Origin of the sequence: Paraburkholderia sp. CNPSo 3274 (assembly GCF_024206475.1) — a bacterium.
Taxonomy (GTDB): Bacteria; Pseudomonadota; Gammaproteobacteria; order Burkholderiales; family Burkholderiaceae; genus Paraburkholderia.
The window spans coordinates 1-24,339 of record NZ_JAMBPR010000031.1 but is presented as its reverse complement, the minus strand read 5'-3'; the positions used below and the strand labels follow the sequence as shown (position 1 = coordinate 24,339).

20 protein-coding genes and 1 pseudogene are annotated in these 24,339 nt (G+C 63.9%); 12 read left to right on the top strand and 9 right to left on the bottom strand.

The annotated features are described in order from the left end of the window. Nucleotides 1-50 precede the first annotated feature (50 nt). The 7 genes from M3I54_RS21530 to M3I54_RS21500 all read left to right on the top strand — a co-directional run bounded on the left by M3I54_RS21530 (nucleotide 51) and on the right by M3I54_RS21500 (nucleotide 7,772). Nucleotides 51-1,574 (top strand): sugar ABC transporter ATP-binding protein, encoded by a 1,524-nt coding sequence (locus M3I54_RS21530; protein WP_254339606.1) that lies wholly within the window; start codon nucleotides 51-53, stop codon nucleotides 1,572-1,574. Then, nucleotides 1,571-2,608 (top strand): ABC transporter permease, encoded by a 1,038-nt coding sequence (locus M3I54_RS21525; RefSeq protein ID WP_254339603.1) that lies wholly within the window; start codon nucleotides 1,571-1,573, stop codon nucleotides 2,606-2,608. The genes M3I54_RS21530 and M3I54_RS21525 overlap by 4 nt, the downstream gene beginning before the upstream one ends. A gap of 33 nt (nucleotides 2,609-2,641) precedes the next feature. Beyond that, nucleotides 2,642-3,787, top strand: coding sequence for a galactofuranose ABC transporter, permease protein YjfF (yjfF, locus tag M3I54_RS21520; protein WP_302059065.1), 1,146 nt, complete (start codon nucleotides 2,642-2,644; stop codon nucleotides 3,785-3,787). 268 nt (nucleotides 3,788-4,055) lie between these two features. Continuing rightward, on the top strand, nucleotides 4,056-5,159 hold the full coding sequence (locus M3I54_RS21515; protein ID WP_254339601.1) for a sugar ABC transporter substrate-binding protein: 1,104 nt from the start codon (nucleotides 4,056-4,058) through the stop codon (nucleotides 5,157-5,159). A 13-nt stretch (nucleotides 5,160-5,172) separates the two neighbouring features. Next, nucleotides 5,173-6,183: an ABC transporter permease gene (locus tag M3I54_RS21510; RefSeq protein WP_254339599.1), complete on the top strand. Its 1,011-nt coding sequence runs from the start codon at nucleotides 5,173-5,175 to the stop codon at nucleotides 6,181-6,183. Further along, a complete protein-coding gene (locus M3I54_RS21505) occupies nucleotides 6,183-6,992 on the top strand; it encodes an ATP-binding cassette domain-containing protein (protein WP_254339700.1) in 810 nt (269 codons plus the stop codon). The genes M3I54_RS21510 and M3I54_RS21505 overlap by 1 nt, the downstream gene beginning before the upstream one ends. 54 nt (nucleotides 6,993-7,046) lie before the next feature. Beyond that, on the top strand, nucleotides 7,047-7,772 hold the full coding sequence (locus tag M3I54_RS21500; protein WP_254339597.1) for a FadR/GntR family transcriptional regulator: 726 nt from the start codon (nucleotides 7,047-7,049) through the stop codon (nucleotides 7,770-7,772). A 63-nt stretch (nucleotides 7,773-7,835) separates the two neighbouring features. On the opposite strand, the gene araH is transcribed toward M3I54_RS21500, so the two are convergent. The 7 genes from araH to M3I54_RS21465 all read right to left on the bottom strand — a co-directional run bounded on the left by araH (nucleotide 7,836) and on the right by M3I54_RS21465 (nucleotide 16,753). Further along, nucleotides 7,836-8,846, bottom strand: coding sequence for an L-arabinose ABC transporter permease AraH (araH, locus tag M3I54_RS21495; protein WP_254339595.1), 1,011 nt, complete (start codon nucleotides 8,844-8,846; stop codon nucleotides 7,836-7,838). A gap of 81 nt (nucleotides 8,847-8,927) precedes the next feature. Continuing rightward, on the bottom strand, nucleotides 8,928-10,466 hold the full coding sequence (gene araG / locus M3I54_RS21490; protein ID WP_254339593.1) for an L-arabinose ABC transporter ATP-binding protein AraG: 1,539 nt from the start codon (nucleotides 10,464-10,466) through the stop codon (nucleotides 8,928-8,930). 56 nt (nucleotides 10,467-10,522) lie between these two features. After that, nucleotides 10,523-11,527, bottom strand: a complete 1,005-nt coding sequence (locus tag M3I54_RS21485; RefSeq protein ID WP_254339591.1) for an arabinose ABC transporter substrate-binding protein — start codon at nucleotides 11,525-11,527, stop codon at nucleotides 10,523-10,525. Between the two features lie 58 nt (nucleotides 11,528-11,585). Further along, the gene (locus M3I54_RS21480; RefSeq protein WP_254339589.1) at nucleotides 11,586-12,515 is read right to left on the bottom strand and encodes a Gfo/Idh/MocA family protein; all 930 of its coding nucleotides are present in this window, start codon (nucleotides 12,513-12,515) and stop codon (nucleotides 11,586-11,588) included. Nucleotides 12,516-12,571: 56 nt separating this feature from the next. Further along, complete coding sequence (locus M3I54_RS21475) at nucleotides 12,572-13,501, bottom strand: dihydrodipicolinate synthase family protein (RefSeq protein WP_254339588.1); 930 nt, start codon at nucleotides 13,499-13,501, stop codon at nucleotides 12,572-12,574. Nucleotides 13,502-13,541: 40 nt separating this feature from the next. Then, nucleotides 13,542-14,909 carry an MFS transporter gene (locus tag M3I54_RS21470; RefSeq protein WP_254339587.1) on the bottom strand — a complete coding sequence of 456 codons (1,368 nt, stop codon included), beginning with the start codon at nucleotides 14,907-14,909 and terminating at the stop codon, nucleotides 13,542-13,544. Nucleotides 14,910-15,001: 92 nt separating this feature from the next. Further along, a complete protein-coding gene (locus M3I54_RS21465; RefSeq protein WP_254339586.1) occupies nucleotides 15,002-16,753 on the bottom strand; it encodes an IlvD/Edd family dehydratase in 1,752 nt (583 codons plus the stop codon). Nucleotides 16,754-16,919: 166 nt separating this feature from the next. Between M3I54_RS21465 and M3I54_RS21460 the strand changes: the two genes are divergently transcribed. After that, nucleotides 16,920-17,903: a LysR substrate-binding domain-containing protein gene (locus M3I54_RS21460; RefSeq protein ID WP_254339585.1), complete on the top strand. Its 984-nt coding sequence runs from the start codon at nucleotides 16,920-16,922 to the stop codon at nucleotides 17,901-17,903. A 34-nt stretch (nucleotides 17,904-17,937) separates the two neighbouring features. Further along, nucleotides 17,938-18,798: a class I SAM-dependent methyltransferase gene (locus tag M3I54_RS21455; RefSeq protein WP_254339584.1), complete on the top strand. Its 861-nt coding sequence runs from the start codon at nucleotides 17,938-17,940 to the stop codon at nucleotides 18,796-18,798. 80 nt (nucleotides 18,799-18,878) lie between these two features. Here M3I54_RS21455 and M3I54_RS21450 read toward each other — a convergent pair whose 3' ends face one another. Further along, complete coding sequence (locus M3I54_RS21450; protein WP_254339583.1) at nucleotides 18,879-19,085, bottom strand: hypothetical protein; 207 nt, start codon at nucleotides 19,083-19,085, stop codon at nucleotides 18,879-18,881. A 679-nt stretch (nucleotides 19,086-19,764) separates the two neighbouring features. On the opposite strand from M3I54_RS21450, the gene M3I54_RS21445 reads away from it, so the two are divergent. From M3I54_RS21445 to M3I54_RS21435, 3 genes are all read left to right on the top strand, one after another. Continuing rightward, on the top strand, nucleotides 19,765-20,676 hold the full coding sequence (locus M3I54_RS21445) for a lipid A biosynthesis lauroyl acyltransferase (protein WP_302059064.1): 912 nt from the start codon (nucleotides 19,765-19,767) through the stop codon (nucleotides 20,674-20,676). Between the two features lie 396 nt (nucleotides 20,677-21,072). Then, nucleotides 21,073-22,917 carry an alkyl/aryl-sulfatase gene (locus tag M3I54_RS21440; protein ID WP_254339581.1) on the top strand — a complete coding sequence of 615 codons (1,845 nt, stop codon included), beginning with the start codon at nucleotides 21,073-21,075 and terminating at the stop codon, nucleotides 22,915-22,917. A 558-nt stretch (nucleotides 22,918-23,475) separates the two neighbouring features. Then, nucleotides 23,476-24,063 (top strand): YSC84-related protein, encoded by a 588-nt coding sequence (locus M3I54_RS21435; RefSeq protein ID WP_375542185.1) that lies wholly within the window; start codon nucleotides 23,476-23,478, stop codon nucleotides 24,061-24,063. Between the two features lie 99 nt (nucleotides 24,064-24,162). On the opposite strand, the pseudogene M3I54_RS21430 reads toward M3I54_RS21435, so the two are convergent. Next, nucleotides 24,163-24,339: pseudogene (locus M3I54_RS21430) on the bottom strand (IS256 family transposase); the annotation flags it as partial.

The window sequence follows — 24,339 nt, the reverse complement described above, 5'->3', positions numbered from 1 at the left end:
GAAGGGTTTACTCAGCACTCCGCGCGCTCTGGCCTCTTTCACGGTTGCCCATGAGCGATTCCCCGATACTCGAAACTGTCGGTCTTACCCGAACCTTCCCCGGCGTGCGTGCGCTCGACCGGGTCGATTTTCGTCTGTACCCCGGCGAAATCCATACGCTGATGGGGCAGAACGGCGCCGGCAAGTCCACGCTCATCAACGTGCTGACCGGCGTGCACCAGCCCGAGGCCGGCGAGATACGCGTGGCGGGCGAGGCGGTGCACTTCCCGACGCCGCAGATGGCGGAGGCCGCCGGCATCCAGACGCTCTACCAGGAAGTCAATCTCTGCCCGAACCTCTCGGTTGCGGAGAACATTTTCGCGGGCCGCCAGCCACGTAAGCGCGGCCTCGGCCTGATCGACTGGAAAACGATTCATCGCCGCGCAGAAGAAGCGCTCGCGGAACTGAATCTTTCACTCGACGTCACGCAGTCGCTCGACACCTACCCCATCGCCATGCAGCAGATGGTGGCGATTGCGCGCGCGGTGTCCGTCGATGCGCGCATTCTCATTCTCGACGAACCGACTTCCAGCCTCGACGAAGGCGAAGTCGCGCGCCTTTTCGAGGTGCTGCGCAAGCTGAAAGCGTCGGGCATCGCGATCCTGTTCGTTACGCATTTTCTGGAGCAGACCTATGCGATCTCCGATCGCATCACGGTAATGCGCAACGGCGAGCGCGAAGGCGAATATCTCGCCGCCGATCTGCCGGTGCAAACGCTGGTCGCGAAGATGGTGGGCTTGCAGAACGCAGGCGAGCGGCTCACGCAAGCCGAAGCCGCACACGGCGAAACGGCTGCAACGGACGCCGCACCGTATCTTGCGGCGCAAGGCGTGGCGCGCCGCGGCGTGCTCAATCCGCTCGATCTGGAAGTGCAACCGGGCCAGATTCTGGGCCTGGCTGGCCTGCTCGGCTCGGGCCGCACGGAGACCGCGCGCCTGCTCTTCGGCGCGGATAAAGCCGATGCAGGAACGGTGCACATCAACGGCAAAGCAGTCAAGCTCTCCTCGCCGCGCGACGCCGTGCGCCACGGCATGGCCTATTGTCCCGAGGATCGCAAGAAGGAAGGCATCGTCGCCGATCTGTCGATTCGCGAAAACATCGTGCTTGCGCTGCAGGCACAACTAGGCTGGTGGCGCATGATCCGGCGCTCGCGCCAGCGCGAACTGGCCAACGAATATATCGAGCAGCTCGGCATCAAGGCGCGCGATGCCGAGCAGCCTATTGGCCTGCTTTCGGGCGGCAATCAGCAGAAAGTGCTGCTCGCGCGCTGGCTCGCCACCAAGCCGCGTTTGCTGATACTCGACGAACCTACGCGCGGCATCGACGTGGCCGCCAAGTTCGAAATCATGGACCGCGTGCGCGCGCTCTGCGCAAAGGGCCTGGGCATTCTGTTCATTTCGTCGGAGATCAGCGAGGTGGTGCGTGTGAGCGACCGCATCGCCGTGTTGCGCGACCGGCGCAAGGTGGCCGAGCTTTCGGGCGCGGCGCGCTCGGAGCACGAAGTCTACGACCTCATTGCCGGAGACCGTCGATGACGCGCCCCGCCCTCCCCGCCTGGCTTTTGCTCGTCATCCGGCATCCGCTGGTGTGGCCCGCGGTGACGCTCATCGCCCTGTTCGTCGTGGACGTCGCACATCGCGGCAATTTCCTCGCGATCACGATGCTGGGCGGCCACTTGTTCGGCGCGCCCATCGATATCCTCATGCGCGCCGCGCCGCTCGTCGTGGTCTCGCTCGGCATGACGCTCGTGATCGCCACGCGCGGCATCGACATTTCCGTGGGCGCCGTCGTGGCGATTGCAGGTGCGGCAGCCGCCACGGTGCTCGCCGCCGATCCTTCGCGCGTTGGCATGGCGTTCGGCGCGGCGCTCGCCGTAGGCCTGCTCGCGGGCATCTGGAACGGGCTGCTCGTCGCGTTCGTCGGCATGCAGCCGATCATCGCCACGCTCATCCTGATGGTGGCGGGCCGCGGCGTGGCGCAGTTGCTCACGGGCGGCCAGATCATCCCCATCGGCGCGCCGGGTTATCTCTTCGCGGGCGGCGGCTATTTCGCGCTCATACCGTGCGCCGTGTGGATCGCGATCGCCGTCACCGTGCTCACTGCCCTGATCGTCAACCGCACGGCACTCGGGCTCTTCATCCGCTCGATCGGCGTGAATCCGGTGGCCGCGCGGCTTGCGGGGCTGTCGTCGCAAGCCGTGGTGTTCGGCGCGTACGCGTTCTGCGGCGTGACGGCCGCGATTGCAGGCATTCTCATCAGCTCGAACGTGCGCAGCGCGGACGGCAACAACGCGGGCCTCCTGCTCGAACTCGACGCCATTCTCGCCGTGACGCTCGGCGGCACGTCGCTGCTGGGCGGGCGCTTCAGTCTCGCGGGCACGGTGCTCGGCGCGCTCATCATCCAGACGCTCACCTACACCACCTATTCGATCGGCGTGCCGCCCGAGGCCACACTCGTCGTGAAGGCCGTGGTCGTGCTGCTCGTGTGCCTGATCCAGTCGCCCGCCGCGCGCACCTTCGCGTTCCAACAACTCAAGCGTATTGCTCTCGCACGCCGCGCGCGCGCCTGAGCACGAAGCGCACCCATACGGGGGAAGCCGAGCATGAACCGCCCTGCCCTGTCCTTTTCGAACACGCTCGCAGCGTGCCGGCGCGGCGCCACCCGCTTCGTCGATCCGCGCGTGCTGCCCATCGTCGTGACCGTCATGCTGTTTGCCGTGCTGTTCGGTTTCGGCTCGGTCATGTACACCGGGTTCTTCTCCCTTCAGGTGGCCTTCGGGCTGCTGGTCGACAACGCGTTCCTGCTGATCGTCGCCATCGGCATGACGTTCGTGATCATCTCGGGCGGCATCGATCTTTCGGTGGGCGCCGTGGTCGCGCTCACGACGATTCTCTGCGCCGTGGGCACCGAGAAGCTGCACTGGCCCGTGCTCGTCGTCGTGCCGGTCGTTTTGCTCTGCGGCGCCCTCTATGGCGCCGCAATGGGCGCGCTGATCCACTTCTTCCGGCTGCAGCCCTTCATCATCACGCTCGCGGGCATGTTCCTCGCGCGCGGCACCTGCTTTCTCATCACCACCGAATCCATCCAGATCAACGACCCCGGTTTTCACGCGCTCTCCGAATTCAGCATTCCGGTAGGCAGCGGCTCGCTCACCACGGGTTCGCTCACGGCTATCGCGATGCTCGTTGCGGGCATCGTCATCGCGCACTTCACGCGCTTTGGGCGCAACGTCTACGCGATCGGCGGCAACGAGCGCTCCGCGCTGCTCATGGGCCTGCCGGTGGCGCGCACCAAGATCGGCGTGTATGCGCTCTCGGGCTTTTGCTCGGCGCTCGGCGGCGTGGTGTTTACGCTCTATGTGCTCTCGGGCTACGGGCTGCAGGCGCAAGGCATGGAACTCGACGCCATCGCCGCGACGGTGATCGGCGGCACGCTGCTCACGGGCGGCGTGGGCTATGTGATCGGCTCGGTGTTCGGCGTGGGCATTCTGGGCACGATCCAGACGCTCATTACCTTCGACGGCACGCTCAGCTCGTGGTGGACGCGCATCGTGGTCGGCGCCCTGCTCTGCGCGTTCTGCCTCATGCAGCGCGCGACCGAGCGCCACGCCGCGCGCCGCAAGTCCACCGGCACGGGACGCGGCGCACCACGCACCCTACGCCCGCGCACGCAAGCCGCCACGCCGATGGATCAGGCCAAGCTCGCCAGCCGGCCGCCGCACATGCAGGAGGCGAAAGGCGGTGCGTAAGCCGCTTGTCATGGGCGATCATCGCCACGGCAGGGCCTATGGAGTAGTTAGGGGTATACATGGATTAGGAGGCCTCATCACGCTGCACTAAGATTTTTGCGGTACCGTCGGCGCCCGGCGAACACACGTTCGCCGCGGATGTCTCGCACGTGATGGCTCGACTTTGCGAGCGGCGCGCACGCGCGTTCCCCCGGTACTGGCCAGTATCTGCACGCTTTTCGACGAAAAGTCGACTACCTCGACCACGAAGACAAGACCGGAGGAAAACATGGCGCAAGATCGGGATGACGCAAAAGACGGCAAGAGCTTGATCGACACGGGCCGGCGCGGCCTCATGCAGGGTGCGGGACTGGGCGCGGCGCTTTCACTGCTCGGTGCGGTGGGCGGCGGCGGATTCATTTCCACGGCACAGGCCGCCGAATCGGGATTCCCCTCGCACAAGAAGTGGAAAATCGTGTTCGTCAATCACGTCACCACGAATCCGTTCTTCGTGCCGACGCAATACGGCATTCAGGACGCGTGCGGGCTGCTCGGCATGGACTACCAGTGGACCGGTTCGGCCACGTCCGACGCGGGCGAAATGGTGCGCGCCGTGAATTCGGCCATCGCCGCGAAGGCCGACGCGATCGCGGTACCGATCGTCGACCCGACCGCCTTCGACAAGCCCATTCAAGCGGCGCTCGACGCGGGCATTCCGGTATTCGCCTATAACGCCGACGCGCCGCGCGGCAAGAAGAATCCGCGTCTCGCCTATATCGGCCAGGACCTGTATCTCTCGGGCTACCAGATGGGCGAACGTATCGTGAGCCTCATCGACAGTGGCATGGTCGCGCTCTTCATCGCCACACCGGGTCAGCTCAACATCCAGCCGCGTCTGGACGGCGCGAGCGACGCCATCAAGAAGTCCGGCAAGAAGATCGATATCCAGACCGTGGCCACGGGCGCGACCGTCAACGAAGAGCTTTCGAAGATCAAGTCGTTCTATCTCGGCCACCAGGACGTGAAGGGCATGTTCGCCGTGGACGCGGGCAGCACCCAGGGCGTCGCGCAGGTGATGAAGGATCAGAACCTGCCGTCGAAGGGCGTGCACGGCGGCGGCTTCGACCTGCTGCCCACCACGGTCCAGCTCATTCACGAAGGCTTCCTCGACTTCACGATCGACCAGCAGCCGTACGTGCAAGGCTTCTATACGGTCATGCAGGCGTTCGTGACCCTCGCCTCGGGCGGACTGGTCGGCCCGGCCGATACCAACACGGGCCTGAAGTTCGTGACGAAGGACACCGTCGAGCCGTACCTGAACACCTCGACGCGTTACGAAGGCAAGACCACCAAGCCGCAAATCGTTCCGATGAGCGGCGCGATCAAGTCGTGATGAACTACGCGTGATGAACTCAGTGAACGAAACTGGCAAGGCTGAAGTCTCCGCGCGGGCTGCCCGCCCGCGCGGGCAATGGCTCTCCGCGTGGGCGCCCGAGTTGCGCATTTTGCTCGTGGCGATGATCCTCGCGGCGTACTTCGAATTTTCCAACCGGGATTTCCTGCTCACCAACGCGAGTCTCGTCAACCTGTCGCAGTTCATCGCGCCGGTGGCGATCATCGCGTTCGGCGAAATCATGCTGATGATCGGCGGCGACATCGATCTCTCGGCAGGCATGGTGTTCGCATTCGCGCCGTTCATGATGGTGTTCGCCAACGACGCGGGCGCGCCCATGTGGCTCGCCGTGATCGCGGGGCTCGTGGCCGCGGGCATCATCGGCTTCGTGAATGGTGCCGTGACCGTGTGGCTGCGCCTGCCCTCGTTCGTCACGACGCTCGGCACGCTCTTCCTCATCAACGGCATCACGCTCACGATCTCGCGCGGCACGCCGGTGCAGACGCCGGGTTCGCCCGAGTTCGCGGCCTTCATGGGCGCGTGGGGTTATAGCGAGATCCTCTGGACTATCGTGATCGCGTTTGCCATGCACGTGCTGTTGCGCCACACGCGCTGGGGCCTGCATACGCAGGCGGCGGGTGCGAATCCGATAGGCGCGAGCGAGGCCGGTATTCATGTGAACCGGCTGCGCCTCGGCAACTTCATCATTGCCGCCGTGCTCGCGGGCTTCACCGGCATTCTGGAAGGCTTTCGCATCACCTCGATCGACCCGCAGGCGGGCGGCAACCAGATCATGTTCCTCGCCGTGGCTTCGGCCGTGATCGGCGGCACGCCGCTTACGGGCGGCTCCGGCACGATCGTGGGCGGCCTGATCGGCGCTGCGGTGCTCGGCATTCTCAACGATGGCTTCACGCTCATCGGCATCAACGCGTTCACGTTCAACATCATTCTCGGCGCCGCGATTCTCGCCGCCATGGTCTTCAACATCCACGTTGGGCGCCTGCGCCGCAAAGGGAGCCGATGATGGACGAATCGCAAGCCTCCCCCGGTGGCGCGAGCGCCACGGCCAACGCCCCGCTCGCTGTGCGGGGCGACAACATCGTCAAGCGCTTCGGTGCGATCACGGCGCTCGACGGCGTTTCGCTCACGCTCGGCCGCGGCGAAATCCTCGGCGTTCTCGGCGACAACGGCGCGGGCAAGTCCACCCTCGTGAAGATCCTCACGGGTTTTCACCAGCAAACTAGCGGCACGCTACAGATAGATGGCAGCGAAACGCTGCTGCGCTCGGTGGACCATGCGCGCTCGCTCGGCATCGAATGCGTTTATCAGGACCTCGCGCTCGCCAATTCGCTGAGCATTTATCACAACATGTTCCTGAACCGCGAAATCGTGCGGCGCGGGCCCTTCAAACTGCTCGACCACAAGCAGATGCGCCAGCGCGCGGCGCAGTTGCTCGACGACATCGGCGTGCACGTGCCCTCCGTGGACCTGCCTGTGGAGCGGCTTTCGGGCGGTCAGCGCCAGGCTATCGCGGTGGCGCGCGCCGTGCATTCGAACGCAAAAATCCTCTTGCTCGACGAACCGCTCGCCGCGATGGGAGCGCGGGAAGCGGGTCTGATCATCGATCTCATCATGCGTTTGAAGGAAAAAGGCGGCCTATCGATTATCATGATCATGCACAACTATGCGCAGACGCTCGATATTGCGGATCGCATCATGTTGATGCAGCGAGGCCGCGTGACATACGAGCAGCACAGCGCCAATACATCGGTGGCTGAACTGATGGATATCGTGCGGCGGGAATATCGGGCCATGCGCGCCACCAGCGCGTAGTGGGCCCTACAAACAGGGGGACGCTCTGATCGGGTAGCCCCCGGCCGGACAATCATGGATTACCGCAATCTAGAGAAACGCAAGAGCATGCACGCGCGCATCGTGCAGGAGCTAGGCATGCAGATCGTGGGCGGCACGCTCGCCCCTGGGCAGCGCCTGCCCGCCGAACCCACCCTGTGCGAAACCTACGGCGTAAGCCGCCCCGTGCTGCGCGAGGCCACGCGCGTGCTGGTCGCCAAGGGTCTTGTGGTCTCGAAGCCGCGCGTGGGCAGTGTCGTGCGACCGCGCGAAGAATGGCACATGCTCGACCCCGACGTGCTGTACTGGACCGTCAACAGCATTCCCGAAGGCGAGTTCTTCCGCTCGCTCATGACCGTGCGGCAGATCATCGAACCCGCCGCCGCGGCGCTCGCCGCGATTTCAGCGACCGACGAAGACCGCGCCCGCATTATCGCCGCCTACGCGCGCATGGAACAGGCGCAAACCGCCGCCGACCTGCTCGAGCCCGATCTGGAATTCCACCGCGCGATCATGGCGGCCACGCATAACAACATGCTGGCGTACATCGGCAACATGCTCTCGCTCGCGCTTTCCGAGTCGATCAAGCTCACGAGCCGCCATCCCAACACGCATGCGCTTTCGTTGCCGCGCCACAAGGCGATTCTCACGGCGATCGAGCACGGCGATGCGCTCGCGGCTCGGCAAGCGAGCGTCGTGCAGCTCGACAATGCGCGCGCCGACGCCAATTCGATTCTGGGCGGGGCGGGGCTGGAGACTTGAGGTCCGCAGGCTGAAGCGCCGCCGCGCCAGGGCCGCATTGCGGCCCATCGACGTGCGCTTCCCTCACACCGCCCGCTTGCTGCGCCGGTACTGGTCGAACAGCACCGCGAGCAGCAGAATGCCGCCGCGAATCAGGTACTGATAGAACGTCGGTACGTTCATGAGGCTCATGGCGTCTTGCACCGAGCCCATGATGAGCACGCCCACCAGCACGCCCGAGATCGTCGCCACGCCGCCCGTGAGCGACACGCCGCCCAGCACGCAAGCCGAGATCACGCCGAGTTCGAGACCCACCGAAGTCTTCGGGTCGCCGAGACTCATGCGCGAGGCGAGCATCACGCCCGCGAAGCCCGTAATGAGCCCTTGCAGCACGAACACCGTGATCTTGATGCGCGTGACCGGCAGGCCTGCCAGGCGCGCCGCTTCGCTGTTGCCGCCCACCGCGAGCACGTTCTTGCCGAACACGGTTTTCTTGAGCAGGAAGCCGAACACCACGAAGCCGATGATGTTGCTCCAGATCGGGAACGAAATGCCGAGGAACGAGCCGCCGCCCAGATCGAAGAAGCGCTCTTCGGAGATCATCACGGCGTCGCCGTTCGAGGTGAGGAACGCGAGGCCGCGCACCGCTTCCATCATCGCGAGCGTGGCGATCAGCGAGTTGATCTTGAAGCGCGCGATCAGCACGCCGTTCACGAGCCCCACCGCGCCGCCCGCGAGCACGCCCGCCGCAATGCCCAGCAGCACGCTATGCGACTGCGTGATGACCGTGGAGGCCACCACGCCCGAAAACGCCACGATCGAGGCGACCGAAAGATCGACTTCGCCGAGCGCGAGCACGAACATCATCGTGACGGCGATCGAGCCGATCAGCGTGACGGAGAGCAGCAGGCCCTGAATGTTGCGGGTCGTGAGGAAGTCGGGCACCGTTGCGGATAGCACCGCGAACAGCACCACGAACACCACCGCGATGCCCGATTTGTTGATCATGTCCCAGGCCCGCGCGCGCTGAGGGGTAATGGGCGCGGCGGCTTCGTTGACGGTAGGCGTGCCCTGTGGCTGCATGGCTTCACTCATTTCTGGTTCATCGTTTCGGATCGGTCGTGCTGCGCGGCTTCAGTTCGCCGCAGACGCGACCGGCAAGGCAAAAATCAGGCTTTAGCGCGGCAGCGCCATCTTGATCAGTTCGTCGGGCGAGGCTTCGGCCTTCGGCAGGCTGCCCGCAATCCGGCCTTCGCGCATGACGATGATGCGGTCCGACACGCCGATCACCTCGGCCAGATCGCTCGACACCATGATCACGGTCTTGCCCGCTTCCGCGAGCTCGTACAGCAGGTTGTAGATTTCGGCGCGCGCGCCCACGTCGATGCCGCGCGTGGGCTCGTCCATCAGGAACACTTCGATACGCTCTGCGAGCCAGCGAGAAAGAATCACCTTCTGCTGGTTGCCGCCCGAAAGCGTGCCGATGGCCGTGTCGCCGTTGCGCGTCTTGATCGCGAGTTTCTTGATGTAGTCCTGCGCGAGATCGCGCTCGCGCCGCGCGTCGAGCAGGAAGCGCGCGGGGCTGAAGTGACGGCGCGCGCTGATGTTGAGGTTGTCGGCCACCGAGGCGATCGCGACGATGCCTTCCTGCTTGCGGTCCTCGGGACATAGCGCGAGGCCCGCGCGCACGGCGTCGCGAGGGCTTGCGAAGTTCACGCGCTTGCCGTCGAGTTCGACGTGACCCGCGCTTGCGCGCGTCGCGCCGTAAATCAGCTTCATGAGTTCCGAGCGCCCCGCGCCCACGAGCCCGAAGAAGCCGACGATCTCGCCGCGCCGCGCCGCGAACGAGACCGGCTCGGCCAGCCCAGGACCTAGCAGGCCCTTCGCTTCGAGCAGCACGCCTCCCGCTTTGCGCGCACGATAGCCGTACACGTCCTCGATCGAGCGGCCCACCATCGCCCCAATCAGGCGATTGCGGTCGAGATCGGCCACCGAATCGAACGTTTCAATGCGCTTGCCGTCGCGGAACACCGTCACGCGGTCGCAGAGCTCATAGACCTCGTCCATGCGGTGCGTGACGTAGATGATCGCACGGCCATCCGCACGCAGCGCGTTGATGATGCGAAAGAGGTTCTCCGTCTCGCGCGCCGAGAGCGAACTGGTCGGTTCGTCGAAGGCGATCACGCGCGCGTCGCGCATGAGCGCCTTGCCGATTTCGATCATCTGGCGCTGGCCGATGGAGAGATTCTTCACCGGCGTGCGCGGATCGATGCGCTCGCCAAGCCGCTCGAGTTCATCCATCGCGCGCTTGACGAGCGTGCCTTCGTCGAGCACGCCGAGACGGTTGGGCAACTGCCCGAGCATCAGGTTTTCCGCCACCGTCAGCTCGGGCACGAGATGCAGTTCCTGATAGATGATCGCGATACCCGCTTCGAGCGCCGCTTTCGTGGTCGTGAAGCGGTGCTCCACGCCATTCAGCCTGAGTGTGCCTTCCTGCGGCTGGTTCACGCCCGAGAGCACCTTGAGCAGCGTGGACTTACCCGCGCCGTTCTCGCCCATCAAACCGTGCACTTCGCCGGCACGCACTTCCAGCGCCACGCGGTCGAGCGCGCGCACGCCCGGGAAGCTCACGGTAATACCGTCGAGCTCCAGATACGCGCGATTCCCCTGTTGAGCGCTCTTCACCGCGTTCGCTTGCGCGTTCGCATCAGTCATCGTTTCAGTCATTGCATCCCTGCCCTATCCGTCGCCTCGATCTTTCTACGCAGTCCTTAGATGCCCAGCTCGCTGCGCACGGCCGTCCAGTTGTCGCGCGTCATCAGCTTGCCAGTGGTCTGCGTGTCGGCGGCGGGCTGCTTGCCGTCGCGAATCCACTCGACGAGGTTCTCGGCGCTTTCCTTGCCGTGGTTCGTCGAGCTCACGGCGATCGTGCCGTAGAAGCCCGTAGGCTGCTTCTTCTGGAACTCGGCGAACGCTTCGCCTGCGCCGTTGATGCCCACGCCGATCACGTCAGCCGAAGGGATGTGCAGCTGTTCGGTCGCGCGCACGGCGCCCAGCACGCTTTCTTCATTGAGCGCGAACACCACCCACTTCTTGATGTTCGGATGCTGTGCGAGCACCGGCGATGCCGCATTGAAGCCGCCTTCGTCGTCGGTGGTCTTTTGCGGGGCGTCGAAGATATTTTCCTTCTTGAAGCCGCCAGCCAGGAGCGATTGCGTCGCGCCATCCGTGCGCAGCTTCGCCGTGGGCAGTTCATAGTCGGTGATACGAAGCGCGCCCACTTCTTCCGGCTTCCAGCCGCGGCGCTTCATTTCGTCGGTGATCGCCTGGCCGACCTGATTGCCGATCTTCAACGCCGACATGCCAAGGTGCGGCACGTTGCCGAGCGGCTTGCCCGACGAGTCGACGAGCTGGTCGTCCACCGTCACGAACTTCATGTTGTAGCGCTTGGCGCGCGCCTGAATTGCCGGTCCGAGACGCACGTCGGGTGCGCAGATCACAAAGCCCTGTGCGCCTTGCGCGCCGAGGTTGTCGATAGCGGCGAGCACCTTCTCGCCGTCCGGCGTGCCGATGTTCACCACCGAGAAGCTCTCCTTCTGGCCGAGCGCCGTGGCGGCCTTCTGCTCGTTGATGAACCATGCCTGTTCCGGCATCTTCACGAGGAAGCCGATCTTCACGGGCGAGTCGGCGTGCGCCGCCACGTTCATGCCGAGCGGAGCGATGCACATCGCCGCGAATGCGGCACGAAGGGTCAAACGGCGGATCTTGCTGGTCATGCTTCTGTCTCCTCAGGTGTGGTTTGCTACGTGTGTGTCATGCTTGAAGTAAGCGCCTTTAATGGCCGAAGGCCTCGACTTCGACGTGTCTGCCGAGCAGGAATGCGTCCGCCACGAGGCGCAGCGGGCGCACGTCCACGTCGTCGGTGCCGTGGGCGATCAACCAGTGAAAGCGCTCATAGAGCGCCGAATATTCCCTTTCCGCGTCGAGCGCGACCGGCTCGCCCGCAATCGCGAGGCGCTTGCCGCCTTCCGCAATCGAGAGCAGCCCATCCGTGGTTTCCACATCGATTTCCCATTGTTCGACCGGACCGTGGCGCCAGTCGAACTCGGCGCGCACGGGCACGCCGTCGGTGTCGATGCAGTCGAGCTCCGCGGCGATTGGCGTTGCGCAGTCGCCCGGCACGTGCAGCGTCGCGCCCTGCAGCAGCACTTCGCGCGGCAGGATGCGCGTGACGATGGAAAGCGCGTTGATGCCCGGATCGAACACGCCGAGGCCGCCCGGTTCCCAGATCCACTGCTGGCCCGGATGCCAGCGGCGCACGTCTTCCTTCCAGCGCACGTGCACGGCGCGAATGGTGCGCTCAGCGAGCCACGCGCGCGCGGGTTCCACGGCGCTCGCGCAGCGCGAATGCCACGTGGTGAACAGCGTGCGCCCGCGCTTTTGCGCGAGTTCGCGCAGCGCCTCGACTTCGCTCACGCTCGCGCCAGGCGGCTTTTCCAGCATCACGTGCTTGCCCGCTTCGAGCGCGGCGCGCGCCTGCGCGTAACGCACTTGCGGCGGCGCGCACAGCGAGACGGCGTCGAGATCGGACTCGGCGGCCAGCAGCGCACCGAGGTCCTTGTAGTTGCGCACGTTCTCCACCTGCGCGTTGCGGCTCGCGCTCGCGACGAGTTCGAAGCCCGGATTGCCCGCGATGGCGGGCAGATGCTGGTCGCGCGCAATCTTGCCGACGCCGACGATACCCAACGTATAGGACGCTTTCATGACGTATCTCCGCCCCTTCTGTTCAGGGAGATTCTTTATTCTGGATGACGAATGATTTATTTACCCCAGCGCAGCACGAGCGGATCGAGGCGGCGCGCAATGTCGATCAGCTCGGCGCGCGTCGCGGGATTCATCGCGGGCAGCGGGTGGCGCGGCAGTTCGCACTCGATCACGCCGCCCTCCTTCATCAGCGACTTGCAGGCGAGCAAGCCCGCCTGGCGATTTTCGTGATTGATGAGCGGCAGCCACTTCTGGTAAAGCGCGAATGCGTCGTCGGTACGGCCTTCGCGGTGGGCTTCGATAATCGGGCGAATCCCGTCCGGGAAGCCGCCGCCCGTCATCGAGCCGGTCGCGCCGGCGTTCAGGTCCGCGAGCAAGGTGATGGCTTCTTCGCCGTCCCACGGGCCTTCTACTGCCTCGCCTGCCAGCTTGATCAGCTCACGCAGCTTGTTCGCCGCGCCCGGCGTTTCGATCTTGAAGTACGAGACCTGCTCGATCTCGCGGGCCATGCGCGCGAGGAACGCGGCGGAGAGCACCGTGCCGCTCGCGGGCGCGTCCTGGATCATGATCGGAATGTCGATCGCGTCGGACACGCGCGCGTAGAAGTCGTAAATCTGCTGCTCGGGCACGCGGAAGGTCGCGCCGTGATACGGCGGCATGAGCATCACCATCGCCGCGCCCTGCTCCTGCGCGCGCTTGCTGCGCGCGGCGGCAATAGACGTGCCGTAGTGCGTGGTCGTCACGATCACGGGCACGCGGCCCGCCACGTGCTCGAGCACGGTGCGCGTGATGAGTTCGCGCTCGTCGTCGGAGAGCGAGAACTGCTCCGAGAAGTTCGCGAGTATGCACAGGCCGTCCGAGCCCGCGTCGATCATGAAATCGACGGCGCGCTTCTGGCTTGCCAGATCCAGTTCGCCCGTTTCGGTGAACGTGGTCGGCACGACGGGGAAAATGCCCCGGTAGCGGGGCATACGGCTGGTAGTCATGTCTTCTGTCCTGCTTGAGAAAGGGTGTCAGGCCGCGCCTTCACGATTCGCTTGCCACCTTGTCCAGTGGTGCGGCCGCCGCGCTCGACGGCGTGCGCAGCACCGCGCGCACGGCGAACGTCACGAGCACCGCGAACACCAGCGTGGCCGCGAGAAAGTAAAGCCCGGCCGCCAGGCTGCCCGTCGCGTCCTTGATGAGCCCGATGCCATAGGGGCCGAGATAGCCGCCGAGATTCGCGAGCGAGTTGATCGTCGCGATCCCCACGGCCGCGCTCGCGCCGGTGAGGAACTCGCCGGGCAGCGCCCAGACCACGGCCTGAATCGAGTAGATCGAAAAAGCGGTCAGGCAGATGAACAGCAGTTGCAGCGCCGGCGCGTGGAACCACGCGCTCGCGGCCATCGTCAGCGCCGCGACGCCCGAGACCACGACGATGTGGCCGTAGCGTTCACGATGCTTGTCCGAATGGCGCGGCACGATCAGCAAGCCCACCACCGCGAACAGATACGGCACCGCGGAAAGCAGGCCCGCCGTGGAATCGCTCACGCCGAACGCCTTGATAATGGTAGGCAACCAGAGCGATAAACCATAGATGCACAGCGGAAACGGCAGGAACAGCAGCGCAAGCAGCAGCACGCGGCGATCCTTGAGCGCGCTGAACGGGCTGCGATGCGTGTCGAGCTTGTAGGCGCGCTGGTCGGCGGCGAGTTCGCGCTCGATCCAGCGGCGCTCGGTGTCGTCGAGCCAGCGCGCGTGCGCGGGCGATTCGGGCAAGAGACGCAGCGTGGGAATGCACAGCAGCACGGCGGGCAGGCCGCTCACGACGAAGAGCGTCTGCCAGTTCGACAGGCCGAAAAAGCCGTGCGTTTCGAGCAGCGCGCCCGCAATCGGCCCGGTGACGATGCCGGCGATGGGCTGCGCGAGCACGAGCAGGCCGATCACGCGCGCGCGGTGGCGCATGGGAAACCACTGCGTGAGGAAATACAGAATGCCGGGATAGAGCCCGGCCTCCGCCGCGCCCAGCAGAAAGCGCAACGCATAGAAGCTCTTCGGGCCGCTCACGAGCGCCATCAGCATCGTGATCACGCCCCATGTGAAGAGGATACGCGCGAACCACACGCGCGCGCCGAAGCGCGCGAGCGCGAGATTGCTCGGCACTTCGCAGAGGAAATAACCGATGAAGAAGAGGCCGGCGCCCAGGCCGTAGGCGGCGTCGGAAAGGCCCACGGCCGCGTTCATGTGCAGCTTCGCGAAGCCGACCACGGTGCGATCGACGTACGCCACCACATAGATCAGCGCGAGAAAAGGCAGAAGCCGGCGCGCGATATGGCCGACGATGTGTCTTTCCTCGTTGCCGAGGCTCGCGTCAGACGCGAGGCTCTCGGTTTGCAGCACCTGCGGGTTCGTCATCGTGTCTCCATATTTCTTTTCACCGGCGCGCGCCCTTCGTTGCCGTCGCGCGCTCAGGGCGCCGGCGCGCCCCGACTCAAAGCATCAAACGCTCAGTGCGAATGCCGCGGCACCCCCGCCCCGCGCTTGCCCACGAGGAAGTCGAGGTCGCAACCTTCGTCGGCCTGCAGCACGTGATCGACATAAAGGCGTGCATAACCGCCCTTGCCCAGTTGCTCCGCCACGCCGGGCGCGGCCGCCGGATCGACATCGCTCAAGCGGCGCGCGAGTTCCTCGTCGCTGATATCGAGATGCAGGCGACCCGATTCGCAGTCCAGCTCGATCCAGTCGCCGTTGCGCACCGCCGCCAGCGGGCCACCCGCCGCCGCTTCGGGCGCAACGTGCAAGACCACCGTGCCGTAAGCCGTGCCGCTCATGCGCGCATCGGAAATGCGCACCATGTCCTTCACGCCCTGGCGCAGCAGCTTGGGCGGCAGGCCCATGTTGCCGACCTCGGCCATGCCGGGGTAGCCGCGCGGGCCGCAGTTCTTCATCACGAGGATGGAGTCTTTGTCCACGTCGAGCGATTCGTCGCCGATAGTCGCCTTGTAGTGGTCGAAGTTTTCGAACACCACGGCGCGGCCACGATGTTTGAGCAGCTCGGGCGTGGCTGCCGAGGGCTTGAGCACTGCGCCGCGCGGCGCGAGATTGCCGCGCAGGATACAGATACCGCCGTCTGCGATCAATGGCTGGTCGAGCGGACGGATCACTTCGTCGTTGTAGTTGGGCGCTTCGCGCACGTTGTCCCAGATGGACTTGCCGTTGACCGTGAGCGCATCGGGATGCGGCAGGAGGTTCGCTTCGCCAAGCCGGCGCAGCACCGCCGGCAGACCGCCCGCGTAATAGAACTCTTCCATCAGGAAGCGGCCCGAAGGCTGCAGATCGACGATGGTCGGCGTGTTGCGACCAATGCGCTGCCAGTCTTCCAGTTCGAGATCCACGCCAATGCGGCCGGCAATCGCCTTCAGGTGAATCACGGCGTTGGTCGAGCCGCCAATGGCCGCGTTCGTGCGAATGGCGTTCTCGAACGCTTCACGCGTGAGGACCTTCGAGAGCTTCAGGTCTTCCAGCGCCATCTGCACGATGCGGATGCCCGACATGTGCGCGAGCACGTAGCGGCGCGCGTCGACGGCGGGAATCGCCGCGTTGTGCGGCAGCGAGACACCGAGCGATTCGGCCATGCAGGCCATCGTCGAGGCGGTGCCCATGGTGTTGCAGGTGCCCGCCGAGCGCGACATGCCCGCTTCGGCCGACAGGAACTGGTGCAGGTTGATCTCGCCCGCCTTCAGCTCCTCGTGCAGCCTCCACACCACCGTGCCGGAGCCGATGTCACGGCCTTCGTGCTTGCCGTTGAGCATCGGGCCGCCGGTCACGACGATGGCGGGCACGTCCACGCTCGCTGCGCCCATCAGCAGCGCGGGCGTGGTCTTGTCGCAGCCGCACAGCAGCACGACGGCGTCGATGGGGTTGCCGCGAATCGCCTCTTCCACGTCCATGGAGGCGAGATTGCGCGTGAGCATGGCCGAGGGACGCAAGTTCGATTCGCCGCTCGAGAACACCGGGAACTCGACCGGGAAGCCGCCCGCTTCATAAATGCCGCGCTTCACGTGCTCGGCGAGCTTGCGGAAGTGCGCATTGCAGGGCGTGAGTTCCGACCAGGTGTTGCAGATGCCGATGATCGGGCGACCATCGAATTCGTGATCGGGAATGCCCTGATTCTTCATCCAGCTTCGGTACATGAAGCCGTTCTTGTCCGTGGTGCCGAACCACTGTTGGGAGCGCAGTTTGGGTTTGGTATCCGACATCGTGTTCGTCTTGTGGAGCGGGTAGTTCGCCGAGTACATCGAGCGATGGATTCGGCACAGTCTAGGGAGAAGTCTGATAACCTTCTAATGAAAAAATGGATGCTTCCGATATCGAAATCGGCATTAGTATAAACACCTAAAACTATTTGGGAAATCAGGCGGAAACATGCTCGATACGAGCCCCTGGTACGTGCGCACACGGCTGAAAACGCGGCAATTGCTCCTGGTCGTGGCGCTGGCGGAAGAAGGCAACATTCACCGCGCGGCGGCGGCGCTGAGCATGACGCAGCCCGCCGCCTCGAAGCTCCTGCGGGAGCTCGAGGACATGCTCGCCGCGGTGCTGTTCGAGCGCATGCCACGCGGCATGCGGCCCACGTTGTACGGCGACGCGCTGATCCGCCACGCGCGCGCCGTGCTCGGCAGCCTCGACCAGGCGCAAGAGGAACTGAGCGCGCTCAAGGCGGGGCGCCTTGGCCACGTGGCGGTGGGTGCGATCACCTCGCCGGGCGTGCGCGTGCTGCCGGCGGCCGTTGCCGCCGTCAAGCGCACGCACGCGAACCTGCGCGTATCCGTGGAGATCGACGCCAGCAACGTGCTGCTCGAACACCTGGCGCAAGACAAGCTCGACGTGGTGCTGGGCCGTCTTTCCGCCGAGCACGACAAGCTCCAGTTGCGTTACGAACCGCTCGCGGGCGAGCCCGTGTGCGCCGTGGTTCGACCGGGGCATCCCATGCTTGTGGCGGCGCAGGACAAAGCTCAACCGATCGCGCTAGCCGACATCGCGCGCGCCACCTGGGTCGTGCCGCCGGTCGGCAGCGTGCTGCGCCACCGCTTCGAGCTGATGTTCCAGCGCGCGAGCCTGGCGCCCCCTTCGAACGTGGTCGAAACGCCTGCGCTGCTCTTCATCACGCGCGTGCTGGAGCAAAGCGACATGATCGCCGTGCTCACCGAGGACGTAGCGCGCTACTACGCGGTGCACGGCATGGTCGCGATCCTGCCCGTGCCGATGGATTGCCAGATGGACGACTTCGGCATCATCACGCGTGCAGATAGCCTCTTTACGCCGGCGGCGAGCGTGATGATCGAGGCGTTGCGGCAAGTAAGCGCCGACATTTACGGGACGCACAGCCGCGAGGCAGGCGCGCGATAATCGTGCGACGAAACCCGCGCGAGAGGACCGAACCATGCCCGCCAGCCATCCCGCCGCTCCCGACAGCACTGCCATTCGCGTCGCGCTGTGGCGCGCGCTGCACGTCCAGGTCGACGATGCGCCCCACGTGCTCGAAGACGAAACCGGCATGCAGATCGCCGCGCCGGACTCGAACTGGCGCAAGCGGCCCGATATGCACCCTGAAGGGACGCGCGGTTATCGTGCTTCGATCGTCGGGCGGGCGCGCTTCGTCGAGGATCTCGTGGCCGAACAGACCGCAAAAGGGCTCGCGCGGCAGTACGCGATTCTCGGCGCGGGACTCGACACGTTCGCGCAGCGCCACCCCGAAATCGCCTCGCGCCTGTACGTGTACGAGGTGGACAAGCCGGGCACGCAGGCATGGAAGCGTCAGCGGCTCATGGAGCTAGGCTTTCGTGAGCAGGCGTGGCTGCGCTTCGTGCCGGTGGATTTCGAAGCCGGTGAGGCGTGGTGGGAACGGCTCGCCGCGGCTGGGTTCGATGCCGCGAGTCCCGCGGTGATCGCCTCCACGGGCGTCTCCATGTATCTCACGCGCGAAGCGAACCTCGCGACGCTGCGGCAGATCGCGCAGCTCGCACCGGGCTCGACGCTCGTCATGACCTTTCTCTTGCCGCTCGAACTCATCGAGGAGCCCGAGCGCTCGCAGCATGCCGCCGTGTATGAACGCGCGAAGGCGGCAGGCACGCCGTTCGTGAGCTTCTTCGCACCCGACGAGATGCTCGCGCTCGCACGCATTGCTGGGTTGCGCGATGCCCGCCATGTTGCGACCGCGGATCTCACCGCACGTTATTTCGCAGGCCGTAGCGATGGGCTAAGGCCTGCGAGCGGGGAATCGATTCTTGTGGCAACGGTTTGAGCCGAGCTACGGTTGCCTGCATCGACTGACGGCGAGAAGCATGAAGTGTTGCTTCTACGTCCGCCGCGGCATCATATTTTCTAGTATTCCTTAATTAATCTCGCCAACGACTCAGCCTCTCGGGCGACTGCTTCGCCTGCTGGTACGCCGTCACTTATCCATAGCTGGACGGTATCTGCGAACGCTTTTTTTGCCGCGCCGCACAACTGCGTGATGCGAATTCTATAAACACCGTCGAAGCTAAACACTTCCAGCCGCCCTTCGTACTCACGTGCGTAGAATTTCATTGTTCGCTCCTTGAGTCGCAGCCTTGCGTTCCATCGCTGCTCCGGGTATCGCCGCACCCAGGCGTGCTGCCGACCTTTGATACGAGCACGACCACCAAGCCGCGTTCGCCTATCTTGCGCTCAATTGTCCAGCGGTCAAGACCCTCCCAGTCTTTTGCGCTGGGGCACCCATCACGATTGCCATTGCTTTCTCACTCTGTCTGCTCCGTATAGCGTTAGTTGTCGTCCCGCCGTGCATGCGGGACGGAACGGATTGGCCCGTCGGTGCCTGCACGATCAGGCTCGCGCCAGGCGAAGTGACGAGTTCTGCCTTTGCAAACGCCTCTTAGATCACTGTTACAGCCGACCAAGCGCTTTCACAGAGGATCCGTTAGACTTCGGCCAACGCCGTTGCCCGGCGCGAAGGCCCCACACCAGAACGCAAAGCTCAGCTAAAGACAGGGCAACCTCGATACCTGGAATCATTCAACTGCGCGATTTGCTTCACCCTGGAGAAACACCTATGGCGCCTCGTCTAGTAGACTGTCACAAAGTAGCGCGCATGATACTTGTTTGAAATCGCAGGACCACGAACACAGACAATACATTGGTGATGCGATCTCGTCGTTTTCTCTCCTTCCGCCACCCACCGCACGTCGTTCAGCAAACATCACTTGCATCAATGCCGAAAACTATCCGTATGGAGACCGACGACCATCGCAAGCAGGGGAATATCCTGGAGCGATCAGGCTTCGTTGTCGTTGTGGCGCTGTTGCGCCTTTTTGCAGTCCTTCCCTATGGCTTGGTCGCGAGACTCGGCAGCGCGCTAGGCGCAATGCTATTTGCGCTCCCAAGCTCACGAAAGCAAATCGTCCTTGTCAATCTGCGTCTGTGCTTTCCGGGCAAGTCGGAGGCCGATTACGATGAGCTTGCGAGAAACCACTTTCGTCATGTCATTCGGAGCTATGTCGAACGCGGCGTTCAATGGTTCGGCAGCGAGGCATCGCTGCTGAAACTGGTCCGTATCGAGAGTCGAATCGATCTGGAAGACAGGAATGCTCCACCAACCATCTTTCTGGGCTTTCACTTTGTGAGCATCGAGGTGGGCTGCATACTCTACTCTACGCAACTGCCCGCCGCTTCACTGTATACGCGTATGTCGAACACACGCGTATGCGAGCTGGCGAAGCGGCAACGCGGCAGATTTGGCGCGCAGATGATTGAACGGTCAACGAGTGCCAGGAAGATCGTTGGGCTGCTTCGCTCAGGCAAACCGGTCATGCTCGCTGCGGACATGGATCACGGCGTACACAACTCCGTTTTCGTGCCGTTCTTTGGCGTTCCCGCGTGCACGCTCACGTCGGTATCGCGCCTTGCACGGCTGGCCCGCGCACGGGTTGTGCCATTCGTCACAGAAGTGCTGCCAGACTACCAGGGGTACAAGCTCACCATCTTCGAGCCGCTCGGCGAATTTCCATCAGAAAGCGACACGCTCGATGCGAGTCGAATCAACGAATTTCTTGAAGCACAGATACGGAAGTTTCCGGAGCAATATTACTGGGTGCATCGACGCTTCAAGCATCGTCCGCCGGGCGTACCCGGTGTTTATTAGACGGTGTCTGCAGCGGGAGGACAGTGACGCTGCCAGGTGCGGACCCGCATGACTCCCCCGTGGGGTGAACGGAGCTACCGTTTCCCCGTCATTGCTCCTGGCAGGCAATCGGTCCGCTACGCGAATTCGCCACGCAGCAATGCCGGGCCGTGCCAATTTAACCCGGCGTACATATCCTGGCCCGTACTTGAGGGGCGCAGCGCAACGCTGCCCCAAACCCTAACTCCGCCCGCGGCCCACCGCGTGTCTTCTCATTCTGCCCCTTCGGGCAACCTCGTTGCCCCAACTACCTATATCCGTAATCCGGCGACTCTGCGAAAAAACACTGTTGGCATTGCTTGTCAATTTCACGGGCCACTCGCGCCTAATATTTCGCGGAAAATACCGGAGGTACACATGTCTCAATCGGACGACGCAGCAAAGGCAGGCGGACGCAGGGCATTCATCAAGAACGTCGCGGTCACCGGCGTGGCGACCGGCCTTTCCGGTGTGGTGGGCGAGACCCTGGCGCAGGCCGCGACCGCGGCTTCTCCGACCGGCCCCGCTGCCAAGCCCGCGACGGCCGCGACGCTCGCGGTCAACAAGCAGTACGCCGACTTCCTTTCCTTCGAAGATGCGCAGGACTTCGAAGACGCCAAACGCGGTCTCATCGCGACGCTCCCCGAGCCCGTGGTCATCAAGGGACCCGACGGCAGCACTGCGTGGGACCTCCAGCAGTTTGCGTTCGTGCACGGTGGCCCGGAGAACAACTCGCCGCCCACGGTCAACCCGAGCCTCTGGCGCAACGCCAAGCTCAACATGAATCACGGCCTCTTCAAGGTGGTGGACGGCATCTGGCAGGTGCGCGGCTACGATCTTTCGGTGATGAGCATCATTCGCGGCGACAAAGGCTACATCGTGGTCGACCCGTTCATCACGACCGACGTTTCCTCGGCGGTCTGGAAGCAGCTCGTCATTCCGCACCTTGGCGACCACCCCATAACGCATGTCATCTATACGCATAGCCACGTCGATCACTACGGCGGCGTACGCGGGCTCGTGAGCGACGACGACCTGAAATCCGGCAAGGTGCAGATCGTTGCGCCCGCAAGTTTCACCGAGGCGGCCGTAGGCGAGAACATCATCGCCGGCAACGCCATGGGACGCCGCGCCAGCTACATGTATGGCTCGCTGCTTCCGCGCAGCGCAACGGGCATCGTCGACGGCGGCCTCGGCAAGACGACTTCGGTCGGCACGATCACGCTGGCCGTGCCCACCATGTTCGCCGAAAAGACCGGACAGAAGCTCACGCTCGACGGCGTGGAGATCGTGGTGCTGATGGCGCCGGAGTCGGAGGCGCCTTCGGAGTTCATGTTCTATCTGCCGAAGTTCAAGGCGTTCTGCGCGGCGGAAGACGCGACCCACACGCTTCACAATCTCTACACGCTGCGCGGCGCCAAGGTTCGCGACGCGCTGCTGTGGTCCAAGTATCTGCAAACGTCGCTCGACATGTTCGGCGACGACATGCAGGTGGTTTTCGCTTCCCACTACTGGCCGACGTGGGGCAACGATCGCGTCACCGCTTTCCTGCGCGCGCAACGCGATATGTACCGCTATATGCACGACCAGGTGCTGCGCATGGCCAACAAGGGCATGACGCCGCTGGAGATCGGCGAAGCGATCCGCTTGCCGGACAGCCTCGCGAAGCGCTGGTTTTGCCGCGGCTACTACGGCACGGTCTACCATGATGCCGTTGCGCAGTACAACCTGCGTCTGGGGTTCTTCGACGGCGTGCCCGCGAATCTGCACCGCCTGCCACCGATCGAGGCGGGGTTGATCGGCGAGATCGACGTAGATGGCGGCGCGCTCGCTGCGGCCCGAAAACGCATGGCCGCTGTAGAGGCGCTCAACGAGTTGCAGACGCGTATCGAGGCCGCGCATTCCGCGCAGGCGCTTCTCGGGCTGCCGGACTTCTATGTTTTGCTCATCGAGAACGACACCTGGGGATTTTTCCACGCCACCACGGAAGGCTTCGATCCGGACATCGTGCCAGCGATTCCCGATGTCACGGCAACGGACGATATGAACCGCAGTAACATCGTCATCATGTCCGAGGCGGCTTTGCGTGGCTGGCTGGCAGGGCACTTCGACGTCGAGCATGCGTTCCGCGAATCGCTGTTCGTCGTCGACGCGCCCCGGATCAACGCCGCTTCACTGATTCAGATGCTCCACGCGTGCAATCTTGCAGTTGTCGGAAGTTGACGTTTTCCGGGCGGCTGCCGCCAGGGCTACCCGCCCGGAAATACGCTAGCGATCACACTGGATCTCCCTCTCAGCCAGCCCATGCGGGATGACGAACGCATACCGGTATGTGGACCGCTGCAGTCAAGCCGGCGCATCCCTGCAAAAAGCTGCCGTCACCCTATTGGACCTAAGTCCTATTGCGCAACGCGCGAGTCTGCCAATATTGTTGGCATGACGACGGACCGAGCGCCCGGTCGGGTCAAATCGATCGAAATTGCTGGATCGCCAGACGAAAAGGCTTCGCCTGCCTTTGGTGCAATTGACTTCGCCGCTAGCGGCGCCACAATCCTCGCCTCACTTTCCAGTTACTTACGTCGAGGCGATTGTGCCGCCTGCTATAACGGGCCCCTCGACCGGCTCCATCCGTTTGTTTCGCGTTGCTCGTTTCCCGACGAGATTGACGACCAGGTTCCACCATGTCATGCCCTCAACATAGCCAACGCATTGATTGCACGCGCCACGCCGGCTAGTTGCCAGAGGTAGTCAACTCGACCGTGACCCTTGATGGAGGTGATGATGCACAGACGTTCTGTTCTGAAGACAGGTGCCGCAACGCTAACGATCATGGGACTGTCGTTGGCCGGTTTCCCGGCGCCGGTGATTGAGGCCGTTGCCGCAGAGTCCGATGCAGCAAAGCGTCACGAAATCGACGCAAAGGTCAATGGAACATTGTCGCGGCTGTTCGAGACAGTCAATGGCTCAAAGGAACTCGTCGGCAAGGCGAATGGCGTACTCGTATTCCCGTCTGTAATCAAAGCGGGTTTCGTCGCCGGGGGAGAATACGGCCAGGGCGCTTTGCGGGTAGGCGGGAAAACGGTCGGCTACTACAGCACGGCGGCGGCCTCATTCGGCTTGCAGGCAGGTGCGCAATCCAAGGCTGTCATCTTCCTGTTCATGACGCATGATGCGCTCAACAGCTTCCGCAACTCGAAAGGCTGGTCAGTCGGTGGCGAAGGATCGGTTGCGCTGGTGAAGGTCGGAGCGAACGGCCAGATCGATACGACTACGGCTACCGCGCCGGTTCAAGCCATTGTGATGACCAACGCCGGATTGATGGGCGACGTGTCGCTGTCCGGCGCCAAGATTTCGCGACTGAAAATCTGAAGCGGGTCGCGTTGGTGCAATCGAGCCGTCGGGAGTGTCTGAATTTTTGTGTGCAAGGCAGATAAAAGCCTGCCGTCTGGCAGGCTCATCAATTGCATTCTACAAATGATTTCTGGTGAAGCGATCCTCGTAGAGGATCGCGAACTGGTTCATCGCGGCTTTCCAGTCATGCGCGGCACGGCTCCAGTCAGCCGTGATATTGCGCAAGGCCAGCCAGAGCAGTTTGGTCGCGGCCTCGTCCGTCGGGAAGTGCCCACGCGTCTTGACGATCTTGCG